Source organism: Streptomyces sp. NPDC101152 (assembly GCF_044768275.1).
Taxonomy (GTDB): Bacteria; Actinomycetota; Actinomycetes; order Streptomycetales; family Streptomycetaceae; genus Streptomyces.
Genome location: NZ_JBIWPO010000049.1, coordinates 43,177 through 59,891, shown reverse-complemented (window position 1 = coordinate 59,891; position 16,715 = coordinate 43,177). Strand labels below are relative to the sequence as shown.

The 16,715-nt window shown below is 71.4% G+C and carries 18 protein-coding genes; 11 read left to right on the top strand and 7 right to left on the bottom strand.

Features of this window, described 5'->3' with window-relative positions; all coding sequences use genetic code 11:
• Both ACIRVK_RS37345 and ACIRVK_RS37340 read right to left on the bottom strand, forming a co-directional pair.
• On the bottom strand, positions 1 to 582 hold a 582-nt coding region (locus tag ACIRVK_RS37345), incomplete at its 3' end, for a maltotransferase domain-containing protein (RefSeq protein WP_404255201.1).
• A gap of 62 nt (positions 583 to 644) precedes the next feature.
• A complete protein-coding gene (locus ACIRVK_RS37340) occupies positions 645 to 944 on the bottom strand; it encodes a DUF5133 domain-containing protein (protein ID WP_404255199.1) in 300 nt (99 codons plus the stop codon).
• A 313-nt stretch (positions 945 to 1,257) separates the two neighbouring features.
• Here ACIRVK_RS37340 and ACIRVK_RS37335 point away from each other — a divergent pair, with 313 nt between their 5' ends.
• Positions 1,258 to 1,767 (top strand): pep a2, encoded by a 510-nt coding sequence (locus ACIRVK_RS37335; RefSeq protein WP_404255197.1) that lies wholly within the window; start codon positions 1,258 to 1,260, stop codon positions 1,765 to 1,767.
• The gene (glgX, locus tag ACIRVK_RS37330) at positions 1,764 to 3,914 is read left to right on the top strand and encodes a glycogen debranching protein GlgX (RefSeq protein ID WP_404255195.1); all 2,151 of its coding nucleotides are present in this window, start codon (positions 1,764 to 1,766) and stop codon (positions 3,912 to 3,914) included. The genes ACIRVK_RS37335 and glgX overlap by 4 nt, the downstream gene beginning before the upstream one ends.
• Here the strand turns inward: glgX and ACIRVK_RS37325 are convergent.
• Positions 3,892 to 4,695, bottom strand: coding sequence for a VOC family protein (locus ACIRVK_RS37325; RefSeq protein WP_404255193.1), 804 nt, complete (start codon positions 4,693 to 4,695; stop codon positions 3,892 to 3,894). The two genes, glgX and ACIRVK_RS37325, sit on opposite strands and share 23 nt — an antisense overlap.
• A gap of 161 nt (positions 4,696 to 4,856) precedes the next feature.
• Here ACIRVK_RS37325 and ACIRVK_RS37320 point away from each other — a divergent pair, with 161 nt between their 5' ends.
• Positions 4,857 to 5,192 (top strand): ANTAR domain-containing protein, encoded by a 336-nt coding sequence (locus ACIRVK_RS37320; RefSeq protein ID WP_404255191.1) that lies wholly within the window; start codon positions 4,857 to 4,859, stop codon positions 5,190 to 5,192.
• A 22-nt stretch (positions 5,193 to 5,214) separates the two neighbouring features.
• Here ACIRVK_RS37320 and ACIRVK_RS37315 read toward each other — a convergent pair whose 3' ends face one another.
• Complete coding sequence (locus ACIRVK_RS37315; RefSeq protein ID WP_404255189.1) at positions 5,215 to 6,030, bottom strand: RNA polymerase sigma factor SigF; 816 nt, start codon at positions 6,028 to 6,030, stop codon at positions 5,215 to 5,217.
• Between the two features lie 227 nt (positions 6,031 to 6,257).
• Here ACIRVK_RS37315 and ACIRVK_RS37310 point away from each other — a divergent pair, with 227 nt between their 5' ends.
• The 4 genes from ACIRVK_RS37310 to ACIRVK_RS37295 all read left to right on the top strand — a co-directional run bounded on the left by ACIRVK_RS37310 (position 6,258) and on the right by ACIRVK_RS37295 (position 9,081).
• Positions 6,258 to 6,710, top strand: coding sequence for a MarR family winged helix-turn-helix transcriptional regulator (locus ACIRVK_RS37310; RefSeq protein WP_404255187.1), 453 nt, complete (start codon positions 6,258 to 6,260; stop codon positions 6,708 to 6,710).
• Entirely contained in the window at positions 6,707 to 7,549 is an 843-nt protein-coding gene (locus tag ACIRVK_RS37305; RefSeq protein ID WP_404255185.1) for an ABC transporter ATP-binding protein, read from the top strand. Before ACIRVK_RS37310 ends, ACIRVK_RS37305 begins: the two co-directional genes overlap by 4 nt.
• Positions 7,509 to 8,369 carry an ABC transporter permease gene (locus ACIRVK_RS37300; protein ID WP_404255183.1) on the top strand — a complete coding sequence of 287 codons (861 nt, stop codon included), beginning with the start codon at positions 7,509 to 7,511 and terminating at the stop codon, positions 8,367 to 8,369. Before ACIRVK_RS37305 ends, ACIRVK_RS37300 begins: the two co-directional genes overlap by 41 nt.
• 193 nt (positions 8,370 to 8,562) lie before the next feature.
• Positions 8,563 to 9,081: a hypothetical protein gene (locus tag ACIRVK_RS37295; RefSeq protein WP_404255181.1), complete on the top strand. Its 519-nt coding sequence runs from the start codon at positions 8,563 to 8,565 to the stop codon at positions 9,079 to 9,081.
• Between the two features lie 15 nt (positions 9,082 to 9,096).
• Here the strand turns inward: ACIRVK_RS37295 and hemC are convergent, their stop codons facing one another.
• Positions 9,097 to 10,032, bottom strand: coding sequence for a hydroxymethylbilane synthase (gene hemC, locus ACIRVK_RS37290; RefSeq protein WP_404255179.1), 936 nt, complete (start codon positions 10,030 to 10,032; stop codon positions 9,097 to 9,099).
• A gap of 63 nt (positions 10,033 to 10,095) precedes the next feature.
• Positions 10,096 to 11,295: an MFS transporter gene (locus ACIRVK_RS37285; protein ID WP_404255177.1), complete on the bottom strand. Its 1,200-nt coding sequence runs from the start codon at positions 11,293 to 11,295 to the stop codon at positions 10,096 to 10,098.
• A 120-nt stretch (positions 11,296 to 11,415) separates the two neighbouring features.
• Here ACIRVK_RS37285 and ACIRVK_RS37280 point away from each other — a divergent pair, with 120 nt between their 5' ends.
• The 3 genes from ACIRVK_RS37280 (at position 11,416) to ACIRVK_RS37270 (ending at position 15,032) form a co-directional block, all read left to right on the top strand.
• A complete protein-coding gene (locus ACIRVK_RS37280; protein WP_404255175.1) occupies positions 11,416 to 12,399 on the top strand; it encodes a DUF5937 family protein in 984 nt (327 codons plus the stop codon).
• Positions 12,400 to 12,673: 274 nt separating this feature from the next.
• Positions 12,674 to 14,515: an asparagine synthase (glutamine-hydrolyzing) gene (asnB, locus tag ACIRVK_RS37275; RefSeq protein WP_404255173.1), complete on the top strand. Its 1,842-nt coding sequence runs from the start codon at positions 12,674 to 12,676 to the stop codon at positions 14,513 to 14,515.
• A 49-nt stretch (positions 14,516 to 14,564) separates the two neighbouring features.
• On the top strand, positions 14,565 to 15,032 hold the full coding sequence (locus tag ACIRVK_RS37270) for a MarR family winged helix-turn-helix transcriptional regulator (RefSeq protein WP_404255171.1): 468 nt from the start codon (positions 14,565 to 14,567) through the stop codon (positions 15,030 to 15,032).
• Here the strand turns inward: ACIRVK_RS37270 and ACIRVK_RS37265 are convergent.
• Complete coding sequence (locus ACIRVK_RS37265) at positions 15,029 to 15,517, bottom strand: carboxymuconolactone decarboxylase family protein (RefSeq protein WP_404255169.1); 489 nt, start codon at positions 15,515 to 15,517, stop codon at positions 15,029 to 15,031. The genes ACIRVK_RS37270 and ACIRVK_RS37265 overlap by 4 nt on opposite strands.
• A 130-nt stretch (positions 15,518 to 15,647) precedes the next feature.
• On the opposite strand from ACIRVK_RS37265, the gene ACIRVK_RS37260 reads away from it, so the two are divergent.
• Entirely contained in the window at positions 15,648 to 16,637 is a 990-nt protein-coding gene (locus ACIRVK_RS37260) for a pirin family protein (protein WP_404255167.1), read from the top strand.
• The last annotated feature ends 78 nt before the right edge of the window (positions 16,638 to 16,715 follow it).

The following is a 16,715-nucleotide window of genomic DNA, read 5'->3' as shown; positions in this document are numbered from 1 at the left end:
CAGGGGCAGGGTCTCGGAGGCGGTGACCAGTTCCCGCAGCGGGTGCCGGGCCAGGACCGCGTCCACCTCCGGCGTCAACGCCGCCGCCAGACGGGTCGCGACCGGCAGTGAGTCGTCGCGCAGCGTCTCGGCGGCCAGCAGGATCGTCGCGCGCCCCGCGCCCTCGGGGACTCCGGCGGCCACCCGGTCGTACAACTCGGAGCCCTCCTCCAGGACCAGGCCGGCGTCGATGCCGGCCGGGACCTTGATGCGGGCACGGTGACGCCAGCTCGCGACCGGGTCGCCCCACGCCTCCACCCGGAACGTCCAGCGGCCCTCGACGGTCGGCGTGACCTCGGCGCCCCAGCGGTCGGAGCCGGGGGCCAGTTCATGCATCGGCGTCCAGGGACCGTGCGTGCCCTCGGGGTCGGTGAGGACGACGTTGGCGGCGACCGCGTCATGGCCCTCGCGGAAGACGGTCGCGGTGACCTGGAACGTCTCGCCGGCGACCGCTTTCGCGGGACGCCTGCCGCACTCGACGACCGGATGGACGTCGCGCACCGGGATACGGCCGATGGCCGGGATCGAACTCATGGGTGTCACCTCCGTCGTGCTCGAGGCCGGGCGCGTGGCCCGGCCGGGGCTGACAAGCTGCGCCGGAAGGGTCACCTCCCCGCGAAAGAACCGCCCACCCCGGCGGGCGGAGCGCGCCGGCCCGCCACGTCCGAACGGGGGCGGTCGTCCTGCTCCTCGAGATAGGCGACCAGGCTGGAGTGCAGATAGCGCTCGGCGGCGTCCGCCGCCTCGCGGGCGCACCGCTTGCCCATCAGCACGCACAGCGTGTACCCCGAGTCCTCGAAAGTGGCGCGCACCGCGCGGTCGGCGGGGGACGCGAGCATGACGCGTTCCCAAGCCCGGTACCGCCGCAGTTGCCGGGCCACTTCGGCTTTGGCCGGTAGCAGCATGACGCCGTTCACCTTCCGGGGCTCGATCGCGCGTTTCCCGACCGTCGGGCGGCGGCCGTGCGTGGACGCGCACGGATCCGTTACGGGCATCGAGGTCTGTGACACATGGTGCATGTGCGACCACGCAGCGTCTTGTTGGAAATTCAACCTGTCGCGCTTGTCACCCGGGCGCCCGCTCGTGTTGCACGAATGGCGTAGCACTCCCACGCTTGAGGTGACTCAGGAGCGATCAGTGCTCACGCTTCGCGTTCGGGGCCTCGTCCCGCCAGGGCCGAGGAGGAGCGGGAGCTTCGCCGGTGAGGAGCCAACGAAGATGAAGACCGCAGTGCCCTGCTACTACCACCTCGACGTGGAAGTCAGTCCGGAGCGGGTCGGACAGGTCAGGCGCATCCTGGCCGCTCACCTACGGCTCTGGGACCTCGAGACGCTGGTCGACCCCGTCTGCCGCGGCGCCGAGCTGCTGCTGAAGGCCATCGACGAGCACGCGACGGACAAGAACACGTCGATCGAGATGTGGTGGAACGGCCAGCACCTGATCACCGCCATCGGGGAGAACGACTGCGAACTGCGCCCGGACCAGGACCTGCGGTCCTGCTTGCAGCGCATCGCCGCGATGAGCGACGGCTGGGGCTGCTGTGCCACGGACACCGGAAGCAAGGTCATCTGGTTCTCGCAGCGGGCCAGGGCCGGCGAGCGCGTGCCGCTGGTGCCGCTGGCGCCGGCGCCGAGCCTGCGCGAGGTGCTGAAGGTCCCGCGCGAGGTGCCGGCGGCGGTCCTCGCCGGGCCGACCAGCGGCATCGGTGTCCTGGAGGACGCCCGGTGACCGCGAGACGCCGCCGCAAGGCAGGGGTGCCCGTGTGGAGCGGGCACCCCTACCCGTTGGGCGCCGCCTTCGACGGCAAGGGCACCAACTTCGCCCTCTTCAGCGAGGTCGCCGAACGTGTCGAACTCGTCCTCGTCGACGACCAGGGCGTGGAGAGCACCGTCCCGGTGACCGAGGTCGACGGCTTCGTCTGGCACTGCTACCTGCCGGACGTCGGACCAGGACAGCGCTACGGCTACCGGGTGCACGGCCCCTGGCACCCGGAGCTCGGCCACCGGTGCAACCCGGCGAAGCTGCTGCTCGACCCGTACACCATGGCGGTCGACGGGCAGGTGGACAACCACGCCTCGCTCTTCGAGCGCGCACCGCACGGCCGCTCCCGCGCCGACAGCGCCGGGCACACCATGCTCGGCGTGGTGACCGACCCGGCCTTCGACTGGGGTGACGACCGGCCGCCGGGACGGCCGTACGCCGAGAGCGTCATCTACGAGGCCCACGTCCGCGGCCTGACCCGCACCCATCCCGACGTCCCCGAGGACCTGCGCGGCACCTACGCCGGCCTCGCCCACCCGGCGGTGATCGAGCACCTGACCACGCTCGGGGTCACCGCCGTCGAGCTGATGCCGGTGCACCAGTACGTGCAGGACGGGGTGCTGCGGGACAAGGGCCTGTCCAACTACTGGGGCTACAACACGATCGGCTTCTTCGCCCCGCACAACGCCTACGCCGCCCACGGCACCCGCGGCCAGCAGGTCACCGAGTTCAAGTCGATGGTCAGGGCCCTGCACGCGGCCGGCCTCGAGGTCATCCTCGACGTCGTCTACAACCACACCGCCGAGGGCAACGAGAAGGGTCCCACCCTCTCCTTCCGCGGCATCGACAACGCCTCCTACTACCGTCTGGTGGACGGCGACTGGAAGCACTACTACGACACCACCGGCACCGGCAACAGCCTGCTGATGCGTCACCCCTACGTACTCCAGCTGATCATGGACTCGCTGCGGTACTGGGTCACCGAGATGCACGTCGACGGGTTCCGCTTCGACCTCGCGGCCACCCTGGCACGGCAGTTCCACGAGGTGGACCGGCTCTCGGCGTTCTTCGACCTGATCCAGCAGGACCCGGTGATCAGCCGCGTCAAGCTGATCGCTGAGCCCTGGGACGTGGGGGAGGGCGGTTACCAGGTGGGCAACTTCCCGCCGCTGTGGTCGGAGTGGAACGGCCTCTACCGCGACGCCGTACGGGACTTCTGGCGCGGGGAGGAACACTCGCTGGGCGAGTTCGCCTCCCGCCTGACCGGCTCCGCCGATCTGTACCAGCACAGCCGGCGGCGCCCCCGGGCGAGCGTCAACTTCGTCACCGCGCACGACGGGTTCACGCTGCGCGACCTGGTGTCGTACAACGACAAGCACAACGAGGCCAACGGCGAGCACAACCAGGACGGCGAGAGCGTCAACCGGTCCTGGAACTGCGGGGTGGAGGGCGAGAGCGACGACCCGGCCGTGCTGGAGCTGCGCGCCCGCCAGCAGCGCAACTTCCTGGCAACGCTGCTGCTGTCGCAGGGCATCCCGATGCTGTGTCACGGTGACGAACTGGGGCGCACCCAGGGCGGCAACAACAACGCCTACTGCCAGGACAACGAAGTCTCCTGGGTCAACTGGCGGTTGACCGAGGAGCAGCGGGACCTCGCCGACTTCACGCGCCACGTCATCGCCCTGCGCACCGCCCATCCGGTCCTGCGCCGGCGCCGCTTCTTCCATGGCGAGACCCTCACGCACGCCCGCCGGCCCCTTCCGGACCTGGTGTGGTTCGCGCCGGGCGGACAGGAGATGACGGAGGAGGACTGGCAGCGGGCGGACGCCCATTCCGTCGCCGCGTTCCTCAACGGCGACGCCATCGCCGAACACGACTCGTGCGGGCGCCGGGTCGTGGACGACTCCTTCCTCTTCCTGTTCAACAGCTACTGGGAGCCGGTGGAGTTCCACCTGCCGGGCGCCGCGTACGGCGAGCGGTGGACCACTCTCGTCGACACCGCCGTCGCCCAGGGGCCGCCCGACGAGACGGAGCACAAGGCCGGTGCACGGATGCTTCTGGAGCCGCGGAGCCTGGTGCTGCTGTCGCGACCTACCGCTCGCGCCGCGAAGTGATCGTGAACTGGGCCCCGTCGGCGTCCCGCAGCACCGCCTCGTCGCTCCCCTTCGACAGCACGCTCCCGCCGTGCAGCTCCGCGGCACGCACGCACGCGGCGACGTCCTCGACCGCGAAGTGGATCTGCCAGTGCGGCCGGATGGTCGGATCGGGCGCCGCCCCGAGCGCCCCGGACTCGATCCGCGCGACGATGTCGCCCTGGCTGCGCAGCACCACCTCGCCGCCCTCGTAGTGCACCTCGCAGCCCCCGGGCCGCTCGGTGGCCCAGTCCAGCACCTCGCCGTAGAAGATGGCGGCGTCGAAGGCGTCGCGGGTGTGCAGCCGGATGAAGGTGGGCGCGGCGTGCCGCCACTTGTCCCAGTCGGAGACCAGCTCGCCCTCCCAGATCCCGAAGGTCGCCCCGTCCCGGTCGGCGAGCAGTGCCGCGCGGCCCGGCGGGAAGGAGATCGGCCCGACCGCGGTCGTGCCGCCGCGCTCCTGCGCGCGCGCCACCGCCTCGTCCGCGCTCCGCACGGCGAAGTACGGCGTCCACGCCACCGCCATCTGCCACATGGTGGCGACGCCGGCGATCCCGGCTACCGGCGTCCCCTCCACCATCGCCATCCGGAACCGGTCGCCGAGGGTGGCCGAACGCCACCTCCAGCCCAGCACGGCCCCGTAGAACTCCTCCGTGGCGTCGAGGTCGCGGCTGGTCAGGCTCACCCAGCAGGGGGCCCCGAACACGGAGTGGGTGGAGACGACGTTGGTCGTACCGCCGCGGCGTGTCGTGTGGTCGTTCATGGCACTCGTGTCCTGGGTCTCGTCCGCCGGCAGCCACCGGTCTGCCACCAGTGTCCAACCGGAACCGCTCGGTGCGCCTGCCGAGTACCCCGGCCGCACGGCCGAAACGGTGGTCGCGTCCGCCCGCTGGCGCCTGACGCGACCGGTGCGACGATGGATGCGTGGGATCAGAGCAGCACGAGCAGGCCGCCCAGACCCGGCGGATCTTCGAGCTGGAGGAGCAGGTCGACCAGCTCAAGGAGGCCGTCGCGTCCCACGCGGTGGTGGACCAGGCGATCGGCATGGTCGTCGCGCTGGGCCGGGTGTCGCCCGACGAGGGATGGGAGGTCCTGAAGGACGTCTCCCAGCACACCAACATCAAGCTGCGCAACGTCGCGGAGCTGATCCTCATCTGGGGTCGCAGCGGCACGATGCCGGCGGAGATCCGGGGCCGGCTGGAAGAGGCCCTGGACCGTTACGGCCCCACACAGATCCCCGGTGCCCCGCCCCAGGGGTGACGCGCCGGGGACCCGCATGGCTTCAGCCGGTGCGGGTGAGGAGTTCCTCCCTCAGCTGGGGGAGGAGTTCCTCCCTCAGCTGGGCGAAGCAGCCGCTGAGCAGCCGGGAGACGTGCATCTGGGAGATGCCGAGCTGCTCGGCGATGCAGCTCTGTGTCATGCCCCGGAAGAACCGCAGGTAGAGGATGGTCCGCTCGCGCTCCGGCAGCGCCTGGAGGCACGGGCTCGCCGCCACCCGGTCCACGACGACGTCGTACCCGGGATCGGGCCCGCCGATCGCGTCCGCGAGGGAGTAGCCGTCGGTGCCGGGCATCTCGGCGTCCAGGGACAGCGTGGAGAAGCACTCCAGTGCCTCCATCCCGGCGCGCACCTCGCTCTCGTTCAGGTGCGCCCACTCGGCGATCTCGGCGACCGTCGGTGCCCGCCCCGGCGTGGTCTGGGACAGTTCCTTGGCGGCCTGCCGGACGCGGTTGCGCAGGTCCTGGACGCGGCGCGGGACATGCAAGGTCCACATGTGGTCGCGGAAGTGGCGCTTGATCTCGCCGGTGACGGTGGGGACCGCGTACGCCTCGAAGGCGTGGCCGCGGGAGGGGTCGTAGTGGTCGACCGCCTTGACCAGGCCGAGTGCCGCGACCTGGTAGAGGTCCTCCAGGGCCTCGCCCCGCCCCTTGAACCGGACGGCGATCCGCTCGGCCATGGGCAGCCAGATGCGGACGAGCTCGTCCCGCAGCGCCTTGCGCTCGGGACCGTCGGGCAGCCGGGCCAGCCGCTCGAAGGCGTCGGCCGTGTCGGGGGCGTCGTCGTGCGGATGGGGCGTTCTACCGGTGGTGCCGCGCATCGCGCGCACCTCCCTCGGGCGGTGCCGGGTGGACAGACACCGTGGGAGGCGCGGGTACGGACCTGCGGACGGCATCCGGGGCCCGACCGGCTCCCACGGACGTGCCTCCTGTCCGAAGCACTTCATGCAGATGCCCGGCATCACCCCATTCAAAACAAATCGGACAATCCTCTGCTTGACTCTTCCTTGGGGTTGATTACCTCTGCTACAGAGGTAATCTTCCCGATGTGGAATCGGAGACCTTCCCGGACGAACTGATGGACGCCCTCCTCGGCGTCCAGCGCAGGCTCAAGCGTCGGCTGCGCCGGCAGATCGCGCCCCAACTGCGCGGCGCCGAGGTCGAACTGCTGCGCCTGGTGGTGCACCGGCCCGGCATCGGCATCTCGGATGCCGCCAAGGACCTGCACCTGGCGGGCAATTCCGTCTCGACCCTGGTCAACCAGCTGTCCCGACAGGGCTATCTGGTCCGCGAGACCGACCCCGCCGACCGCCGCGCCGCCCGGCTGATGCCCACCGCCGCGGCCGAGGCGCGCATCGCCGAATGGCGCAAACGCCGCGCGGAACTCGTACGCGGCGCACTGTCCGCCCTCGACGAGGCGGACCGGGAACGACTGCGCGCCGCCCTTCCGGCCCTGCGCGCGCTGGCCGAAAACCTGCACGAGGAGGCCGAGGAGTCATGACGCGGGACGCGGACACCGGACGGGCCGAGGCGATCACCTGCACCGGCCTCGCCTACGCCTTCGGCGAGACCAACGCGGTCGACGGGCTGGACCTGAGCGTGGGCGAGGGCGAGGTCTTCGGCCTGCTCGGCCCCAACGGCGCCGGCAAGACCACCGCCATCCGCTGCGTCACCACCCTGCTGCCCGTCCCCGCCGGCATGGTCCGCGTCTTCGGCCACGACGCCGCCCAGGACCGCATGGCCGTACGGCGCCTGCTGGGCTACGTACCGCAGCAGCTGTCCGCCGACGCCGGCCTCACCGGACGCGAGAACGTCGAACTGTTCGCCCGCGTCTTCGACGTCCCCCGCCGCGAACGGGCCGAGCGGGTCGGCCAGGCGCTGGCCGCCGTGGACCTCACCGACGCCGCCGAACGGCTCGCCAAGACCTACTCCGGCGGCATGATCCGCCGCCTAGAACTCGCCCAGGCCCTGGTCAGCGCACCCCGGCTGCTGATCCTCGACGAGCCGACCATCGGCCTCGACCCCATCGCCCGCACCGGCGTGTGGGACCACATCAACGCCGTGCGCGAGGCCACCGGCATGACCGTCCTGGTGACCACCCACTACATGGACGAGGCCGACCAGTACTGCGACCGGGTCGCCCTGATGCACCGCGGCCGCCTCCGGGCCCTCGGCACCCCCGCCGAACTGCGGCAGGGCCTCGCCGACAGCCGGGGAACGGACACCCTGCCGACCCTGGAGGACGTCTTCCGCGACGTCGCCGGCAGCGGTCTCGACGACGAGTCAGGAGATTTCCGCGATGTCCGAAGCACCCGCCGCACGGCGAACCGCGTCGGCTGACCCCGCCCACGCCGGCGGCATCGACCTGCTCCTGCGGCCACCTCGGCCGCGCGCGGGCTGGCGGCTGCTGCCCGCCCGGGTGGGGGCCATGTGCGCCGTCGAACTGCAGAAACTGCGCCACGACCGCACCGAGCTGTACACCCGCGCCGTCCAGCCCGCCCTGTGGCTGCTGATCTTCGGCCAGACCTTCACCCGGATAAGGGCGATACCCACCGGCGGCATCCCCTACATCGACTACCTGGCACCCGGCATCATCGCCCAGTCGGCCATGTTCATCGCGATCTTCTACGGCATCCAGATCATCTGGGAACGCGACGCGGGCGTCCTCAACAAGCTGCTGGTCACCCCGACCCCGCGCTCGGCGCTGATCACCGGGAAGGCGTTCGCCGCCGGGGTGAAGTCGGTGATCCAGGCGGTCGTCGTCGTGATCATCGCCGCGCTGCTGGGCGTGGCACTGACCTGGAACCCGCTGAAGCTGCTCGCCGTGGCGGCGATCGTGACCCTCGGATCCGCCTTCTTCTCCTGCCTGTCCATGACCATCGCCGGCATCGTCCTCAGCCGCGACCGCCTCATGGGGATCGGACAGGCCATCACCATGCCGCTGTTCTTCGGCTCCAACGCCCTCTACCCGGTCTCCGTCATGCCGGGCTGGCTCCAGGCGGTCAGCAAGGTCAACCCGCTCAGCTACGAAGTGGACGCCCTGCGCGGCCTGCTCATCGGCGTCCACGCGCACGTGGCGCTCGACTTCGGGGTGCTGCTCGTGGCCGCCGCGCTCGGCATCGCCGCGGCCTCCTCGCTGCTCGGCCGACTGGCCCGCTGATCACACCCCGCGGAACGTGATGTGCGGCACGCGCGCGCGACAGGGCGAACGGCCGGTTTCCGCGATTGTTCCTGCGCACGGCTTGATCAGTGATCAAAGGGGGTGAAGTGGCTGGCCACAGCGCATTCCGCTCATTTGACAGTGCACTGAGCACACAGATAGGAAGCAGCTCTCTGAGGTCGAGAGGTGGACTGTGTACGAGCCCAACGTGGTCGGGGACTGGCAGGAGTACGACGAGCATGCCGGCCTGCGTGTCCGCGTCCACCGTCTGGAAGCGGCCGAGCCCCCGCGCGGACGGGACGACGCGGCCGCCGGGCTGACGTACTTCCGCCTCCGCGTGACCGTCGAGAACCGCGGCGAGCAGTCCGCCACGATCCACCTCGAGGACGGCCAGATCGACGTACGGATCGGCCCCGACGGCGAGGCCGCCTTCATCGACTGGCGCAACTCGCAGTTCATCGAGGGCTTCGACGTCTACCCGCTGCGCCGGGCCACCGCCGTGCTGTACGCGGCCGGCCCCGAGGACTGCCTGAGCCAGGTCGACGTCCAGATCCAGCTGCGCGTCGACGACGACTGGGCCGACCGTCGGCTGTGGGTGGGCGGCACCGGGCTGCACGAGGAGCCCGTCGGCGCCCCCGCCACGGTGCGCGAGGGCCTGGCCCGCCAGGTGAGCAACTTCCTGCGCGACCAGGCCGAGGAAGGCACCGCCTGAGCGGCGCCCCCACCGTCAGTGCGGGATCCCGTCGATGATCTCCCGGGCACCCTGACGCAGCAGGGTCACCGCCACCGACGTGCCGAGCGTCGCCGGGTCGAGCCGGCCGGCCCACTCGTGGGCGTTCAGACGGGTCTTCCCGTCCGGGGTGAACACACAGGCTCGCAGCGACAGTTCGCCACCGTGGTCCACGCGCGCGTACCCGGCGATCGGGCTGTTGCAGTGCCCCTGCAGGACGTGCAGGAACATCCGCTCGGCGGTGGCCTCCCGGTGGGTGTCCGGATCGCCCAGAGCGCTGACCGCGTCGATGAGTTCGCTGTCACCCTCCCGGCACTGCAGGGCGAGGATGCCCGCACCGATGGACGGCATCATCGTCTCGGGCGAGAGGATCTCGCTGATCACGTCCTGCCGCCCGATGCGCTCCAGCCCCGACACCGCCAGCAGCAGTGCGTCCGCCTCGCCCGCCGCCAGCTTCGCCAGCCGCCGGTTGGCGTTGCCCCGGAAGGGCACGCACTCCAGGTGCGGGTGGCTGGCGGAGAGTTGGGCGGCCCGGCGCACCGCGGAGGTGCCGATCCGCGTGCCGTCCGGCAACTCGTCCAGCGTCAGACCGTCCGGATGCACCAGCGCGTCACGGATGTCGTCGCGCCTCAGGAACGCCGCGAACGTCGTCCCGGCCGGCAGCGGCCGGTCGGCGGGCACGTCCTTGAGGCAGTGCACCGCCAGATCCGCCTCGCCCGCCAGCAGCGCGGCGTCCACCTCCTTGGTGAACGCCCCCTTCCCCTCCACCTGCGACAGCACGCCCATCCACTTGTCGCCGGTCGTCCGCACCGGTACGACCTCGGTGCGCACACCGGGGTGCAGGACCGCCAACTCGGCACGGACGCGCGCCACCTGGGCCAGCGCCATCGGCGAGTCACGGGAGACGATACGGATCAGTTCGGGAAGGGACATGCGGGACACGATAGACCTCCGAGAGGGGGCGTAAGTGCCGTACCGCTCCCATCAGGACGCACATCACGCCTCGGTCGTGCCCACGGGTCGTTCGGTCGCGAGTGCCACTCCGCGGCGCGGCGAGGTCAGCACCACGAGGGCGCCCAGGGTGAGCAGTCCGCCGGCGAGGAAGGTGCCGCGGACTCCGACGACCGGCAACAGCCCGCCACCGACGAGGGCCCCGGCGGCCACTCCCGCGTTGAACGCGGCCGAGTTGGCCGCCAGGGCCGTCTCGGTACGTCTCGGAGCCACCCGCAGGACCTGGCTCTGCGTCGCCATGGACACGGGTCCCACCGACGCGCCCAGCAGCATGAGCAGGGCGACGGCCGTCACCTGATCGGCACCGCCCGCGGAGAGGCCGATCAGGGCGGCCGCCTGCGCCGCCACGGGGACGGCCAGCGTGGCGCGCGGGAACCGGTCCAGGAGCGGCCCGGTCGCCGTGACGCCGGCCAGCACGGCCGCGCCGAACGCGAACAACACCGCGCTGACCGTGCCCGCGCCGAAGCCGCTGACCTGCTCCAGGAAGGGGGCGACGTAGGTGAACCCCGCGAACGCGCCGGTCACCGACAGGGCGGTGGTGGCGAGGACGACCAGGAACCGGCGCCGGTCCGGGGCGGCTCCGTACGCCGCGGGGCTCTCTTGCGGGCGTGACGTCGGCAGCAGGACGGCGATGACGACCAGCGACACCGATGCCGGCACCCCGAGCACCGCGAACGGCGCCCGCCAGCCCCCGTGGCCACCCAGCCAGGTGCCGGCCGGCACCCCGAGGACCGTGGCCAGCGAACCGCCCATGGACAGCAGCCCGATGACCCGCCCGCGCCGCCGAGGCCCGAACAGCCCTACCGCCACCGGTCCCATCACCGCCCAGAACAACGCCTGCGCGAGCGCGGTCGCCACCCGCGCCGCCAGTAGCGGCCCGTACGAGACGGTCCCCAGCGCCGACACCCAACTGGCCACCGCCAGAACACCCAGCAGGACGGCGAGCAGATACCGGCGCGGCACGGAACGCGTGCCATGGGCGACCGGCAGCGACACCACGGCGACGGTCAGGCCGTACCCGGTGACCAGCGCCCCCACCGCGGTCGGGGACACCCCCAGGTCGTCCGCCATGAGAGGCAGCAGACCCACGGGAAGGTTCTCCGCGGTGTTGAAGGTGAACGCGGCCAGCATCAGCGCCGCGAGGACGGCGCCCCTGCGCCACGCTGCCGAACCTGCGCTGCCCATCGCGAGGCCTCCAGGAGGTCGGGAAACGGCCGGGAACGGCCGGGGCAAGCGTGCTGCGGCCGGGGGAGGGCCTCTACTGTTTCGCTCCAGACCGAATCGGGACCGCTCACGGAGGCCGACGTGCCGCTGACCCTGCACCTGGGCACCGACGACCTGACGCGCTGCCGGTTCGCGATCTCGCCCCTGTGCCAGACCCATGAGGCCCTGCGCATGCTGCGCCGACCGGCCCGGCACGGCTACCACCGCACCTGGCTGCGCCGCATGGACCGCACCCTGGCGGCCCTGGACCTGTCCCTCCTGTGGCTGTTCGTTCCGCGGGCCGCCGGCTACACCCCCGACTTCCTCGGCGCGCCTCCGGACGAGCCGTACCCCTGCATCGAGGACGAACTGGCCCGGATGCGGGCCACGGACCCCGACCTGGCCCGCGTGGAGATGGCCCGGTCGCTCGCCTGCGTTCCGGGCCTCGCCGAGTCGCCGCAGGGCCGCACCGCGCTCGACGACCCCGCCGGAACCGTCCGCCGCCTGGCCGACCTCACCGAGCGGGCCTGGCATGCCCTGATCGCCCCGGACTGGGCCCGCCACCGTGCGGTCCTCGCCGCCGACATCGCCCACCGCTCGCGCCAGGCGGCCGACGGCGGCCTCGACGCCCTCCTCGGCGACCTGCATCCCGGCGTCGACTGGGCCGACCACACGCTGACCCTGCGCGCCTACGCCGACCTCGCCGACGCCCAACGGGCCGACGGGCGCGGCATTCTGCTCATGCCGAGCGTCTTCGTCTGGCCGGACGTCGTCAGTGGTTTCGCGCGTCCGTGGCAGCCGACGATCATCTATCCCGCCGTCGGCATGGGCCGCTTCCACACGGCCCCGGTATCACCCCCGCCCGCCGCCCTCGCCCGCCTCCTGGGCCGGCAACGTGCCGCGCTGCTGCTGGACCTGACGGTTCCCGCCGCGACCACGGAACTCGCCGACCGGCACGGCCTCGCACCGTCCACGGTGTCGGCCCATCTGACGGCACTGCGCGACACGGGGCTGCTCGGCTCCCGCCGTCAGGGTCACTTCGTGCTCTATGAACGAACGGCCCTGGGCGACGCGTTGGTGACGTGACCTGGCGAGGTGGGGAAGTTTTTGCCTGTGGCCGAGAGTCGGTGGGGCGGGCCCGGTGGGACGGGTCTCGACAGGTTTCGCGTGTGCAAAGAGAGGCTGAAAAGGGGTGGTGGTCAACCCTCTCGTGTTACGGCCACGTTGACCGGCCCGGAAGTGGGGCGCACTCTCGAAGATGTATGGCAATTACATCTTGTTTGTCCGTGGAGCCTCGCCGGCTGCGGGAAACCGCAGGCAGGAGGGGCGAGCGGGCAGACCTCGAGCGGGAGGCCACCGCATGTGCGGCATCACCGGCTGGATTTCCTTCGACCGCGACCTCCGAACCGAGGCGGCCGTGTTGGATACGATGACCGAGACGATGGCGTGCCGCGGCCCGGACGACCGCGGCACCTGGGTGCAGGGTCCGGCGGCCCTCGGGCACCGTCGGCTCGCGATCATCGACCTGCCGGGCGGCCGGCAGCCGATGAGCGCCGACACCCCGCACGGCAGCGTGGCCCTCGTGTACTCCGGGGAGACGTACAACTTCACCGAACTGCGCCGTGAACTCGCGGGCCGCGGACACCGGTTCACCACCGACTCGGACACCGAGGTGGTCCTGCGCGGCTACCTGGAGTGGGGCGAGGAGATCGCCGAACGCCTCAACGGCATGTACGCGTTCGCCGTCTGGGACGGCCGCCAGGACAAGCTGGTGATGATCCGCGACCGTATGGGCATCAAGCCCTTCTACTACCACCCGACCCCCGACGGCGTGCTGTTCGGCTCCGAACCCAAGGCCATCCTCGCCAACCCCCTGGCGCCCGCCCGCGTCACGGCGGACGGCCTGCGCGAGCTGTTCACCATGATCAAGACACCCGGGCACGCCGTCTGGGACGGCATGGCGGAGGTCGAACCCGGCACCGTCGTCACCGTCGACCGCACCGGCGTGCACCGCCGCGCCTACTGGGAGTTGGAGACCCGGCCGCACACCGACGACCGCGACACCACCATCGCCACGGTCCGCTCCCTCCTCGACGACATCGTGCGCCGCCAGCTCGTCGCCGACGTGCCCCGCTGCACTCTGCTCTCCGGCGGCCTCGACTCCTCCGCGATGACCGCGATCGCCGCACGCCAACTCGGCGAACACGGGGAGAAGGTACGCAGCTTCGCCGTCGACTTCGTCGGGCAGAGCGACAACTTCGTCGCCGACGAACTGCGCGGCACCCCCGACACCCCGTTCGTCCACGACGTGGCCCGCACCTCGCACACCGAGCACCAGGACATCGTGCTCGACGCGCGGGCACTCGCCGACCCCGATGTGCGGGCCAAGGTGATCCGGGCCCGTGACCTGCCCGCCGGGCTCGGCGACATGGACGCCTCGCTGTACCTGCTGTTCCGGGCCATCCGGGACCAGTCGACCGTCGCCCTGTCCGGCGAGTCCGCCGACGAGGTCTTCGGCGGGTACCTGCAGTTCTTCGACGAGGAGGCCCGCCGCGGCACGACCTTCCCCTGGCTGGTGCACCTCGGCCGCCACTTCGGCCAGGACGCGGAGGTGCTGCGTGCCGACCTCCTCGACTCCCTCGACCTGGACGGATACGTCGCCGACGGCTACCGCACCGCCATCGCCGGCGTCCAACGGCTCGACGGCGAGAGCGACTTCGAGTACCGGATGCGGAGGATGAGCCACCTGCACCTCACCCGTTTCGTCCGCGTCCTGCTCGACCGCAAGGACCGCGCGAGCATGGCCGTCGGCCTCGAGGTCCGCGTCCCGTTCTGCGACCACCGGCTGGTCGAGTACGTCTACAACGCGCCCTGGGCGCTGAAGTCCTTCGACGGCAGGGAGAAGAGCCTGCTGCGGGAGGCGACCGCCGACCTGCTCCCGAAGTCGGTGTACGACCGGGTCAAGAGCCCCTACCCCTCCACCCAGGACCCGAAGTACGCGGCCGCGCTCCAGGACCAGGCCCAGGACCTGCTGACCCGGCCCTCCCACCCGGTCTTCGACCTGGTCGACCGCGACCGGCTGCACCGCGTCGCCCACCGCGACACACCGGTCACCAACCAGGCTGAACGGCGCGGCCTGGAACGCGCCCTCGACCTGTCCCAGTGGCTGGACTTGTACCGCCCGGACATCAGGCTCGCCTGAGCCCTCGCCGGAAAGTGGGTGAGGTGTCAACCACCCCTACACTCTCCGTATGGACGAGACGGTGCGCCGGCTGACGCCGGAGGAGCAGCGGGCGTGGCGGAGCTTCCTCCGTCTGCACGACCGGCTCCGGGGCAGGCTGTCCCGTCTGCTGCAGGCGGAGTCCCATGTCTCGGCATCGGACTTCGCCGTGCTGGCCGAGCTGGCTGACGCGCCGGAGGGCCGTCGGCGGATCCTCGACCTCGCCCGGGCGCTGGAGTGGGAGAAGAGCCGGGTGTCCCATCATGTCGCCCGGATGGTCAGCCGCGGCCTGGTGGTGCGGGACGAGTGCCCCGAGGACGGGCGCGGCGCGTTCGTCGTGATCACGGACGCCGGGCGCGCGATGATCGAGGCCGCCGCGCCCCGCCATGCAGAGGCGGTGCGCGAGCTGTTCATCGACCACGTCACGCCGGCGGAGCTGCGCACGCTTGCCCGGATCTCCGAGCGCCTCATGGAAAGACTCGACGAGGACGCGTCCTAGTTCTCGCGCAGCGGCGGCACGGGATGTCTGCTCAGGATCGAGACGCGGTTGAACGCGTTGATCGTGACCGCCACCCAGATCACGGCCGAGATCTGGTCCTCGGTGAGCACCTGCCGGGCCGCCTCGTACGCGGACTCCTGGGCGTCGGCGTTCGTCGGGTCGGTCGTCGCCTCGGCCAGCGCCAGTGCGGCGCGCTCCGTGCCGGTGAACATCTCGGTGTCCCGCCATGCCGCCAGGACCCCGAGTCTGCGCGGCGACTCACCCGCGCGCAGGGCCGCCTTGGTGTGGACGTCGAGGCAGTAGGCGCAGCCGTTCAGCTGGGAAACCCGCAGGTTGAGCAGTTCCACCGTGGTGCGGTCGAGTCCGGCGTCGGCCGCCGTCGCGCGTACCGCCTCCGAGGTCTGCACCAGCGCGTGGTAGGCCTTGGGGCTCTGCTTGTCGATGAAGATCCGACGGGGTGCCGAGCCGGTGGTGCGGTCGTTCACTGCGGGCCTCCTCCGGGCCGTTCGTCGTGGCCCGCATGTCAGGTGTGGTCAGCCGGATGCCACGGCCACCGGCCAGCCTTCATGGGATCATAGTTGATGTGACAACCAGTGTGGATGGGAGGCGGTCCCGGTGAGCAACGTGGAAACCGAACCGGCGGAGCTGCGGTGCGGAACGGCCGTGGAGGAGAGCCGGTCGGCCGAAGGTGCGCGGGTGGAGGTACTGTCGGCGCGGGAGGTGCCGTTGGGCGGTCCACGGGCCATGCGGGTGCGGCGGACGCTGCCGCAGCGGGCGCGGACGCTGATCGGGGCCTGGTGCTTCGCCGACCACTACGGTCCCGGCGAGGTCGCCGCCACCGGCGGCATGAACGTGCCCCCGCACCCGCACACCGGACTGCAGACCGTGAGCTGGCTGTTCCGTGGGGAGATCGAGCACCGCGACACGCTCGGCACGCACGCGCTGGTGCGGCCCGGCGAGATGAACCTGATGACCGGCGGACACGGCATCGCCCACTCGGAGGTCTCCACCCCGGACACCACCGTGCTGCACGGCGTGCAACTGTGGGTGGCGCTGCCCGAGCGGCATCGTAACGCCGACCGGGACTTCCAGCACCATGTTCCGGAACCCGTGCGGGTCGACGGGGCCGAGGTGAGGGTCTTCTTGGGCTCGCTCGCCGGCAGCACCTCCCCGGTGCGGTCGTTCACCCCCCTGCTCGGCGCGGAGATCACCGTCGAAGCCCGCGGGGAGGTCACCTTCTCCGTGGACCCCGCCTTCGAGCACGGCCTCCTCGTGGACAGCGGCGACGTCCGGCTGGCCGACACCCTGCTGCGCCCGGCCGAACTCGGCTACGTCCCCCGCGGCGCCGGCAACCTGACCCTGGCCAACGAGTCGGACGCCCCGGCGCGCACCGTGCTGCTCGGCGGCCCTCCCTTCGAGGAGGAGATCGTCATGTGGTGGAACTTCATCGGCCGCAGCCACGACGACATCGTCAAGGCCCGCGAGGCCTGGGAGGCCTCCTCCGACCGTTTCGGTGTCATCGAGGGCTTCCCGGGTGGCCGGCTGCCCGCACCGGCCCTGCCGAACGCGGTCATCACCCCGCGGCGCAACCCTCCGCGCGGCTGACGGCGGCACCGGCCCGCGCCCCGTGGAATAGCCGCCGGTGAGATGGCGTTGCGGAGGCATAGTTGATGCGTCAACGTC

Bases quoted from the DNA above. Each gene is read 5' to 3' on its own strand.
- ACIRVK_RS37340 (WP_404255199.1), bottom strand. From the start codon at position 944: ATGCTGCTACCGGCCAAAGCCGAAGTGGCCCGGCAACTGCGGCGGTAC.
- ACIRVK_RS37335 (WP_404255197.1), top strand. From the start codon at position 1,258: ATGAAGACCGCAGTGCCCTGCTACTACCACCTCGACGTGGAAGTCAGT.
- ACIRVK_RS37325 (WP_404255193.1), bottom strand. From the start codon at position 4,695: ATGAACGACCACACGACACGCCGCGGCGGTACGACCAACGTCGTCTCC.
- ACIRVK_RS37315 (WP_404255189.1), bottom strand. From the start codon at position 6,030: ATGCGCGGCACCACCGGTAGAACGCCCCATCCGCACGACGACGCCCCC.
- ACIRVK_RS37305 (WP_404255185.1), top strand. From the start codon at position 6,707: ATGACGCGGGACGCGGACACCGGACGGGCCGAGGCGATCACCTGCACC.
- ACIRVK_RS37300 (WP_404255183.1), top strand. From the start codon at position 7,509: ATGTCCGAAGCACCCGCCGCACGGCGAACCGCGTCGGCTGACCCCGCC.
- hemC (WP_404255179.1), bottom strand. From the start codon at position 10,032: ATGTCCCTTCCCGAACTGATCCGTATCGTCTCCCGTGACTCGCCGATG.
- ACIRVK_RS37285 (WP_404255177.1), bottom strand. From the start codon at position 11,295: ATGGGCAGCGCAGGTTCGGCAGCGTGGCGCAGGGGCGCCGTCCTCGCG.
- asnB (WP_404255173.1), top strand. From the start codon at position 12,674: ATGTGCGGCATCACCGGCTGGATTTCCTTCGACCGCGACCTCCGAACC.
- ACIRVK_RS37270 (WP_404255171.1), top strand. From the start codon at position 14,565: ATGGACGAGACGGTGCGCCGGCTGACGCCGGAGGAGCAGCGGGCGTGG.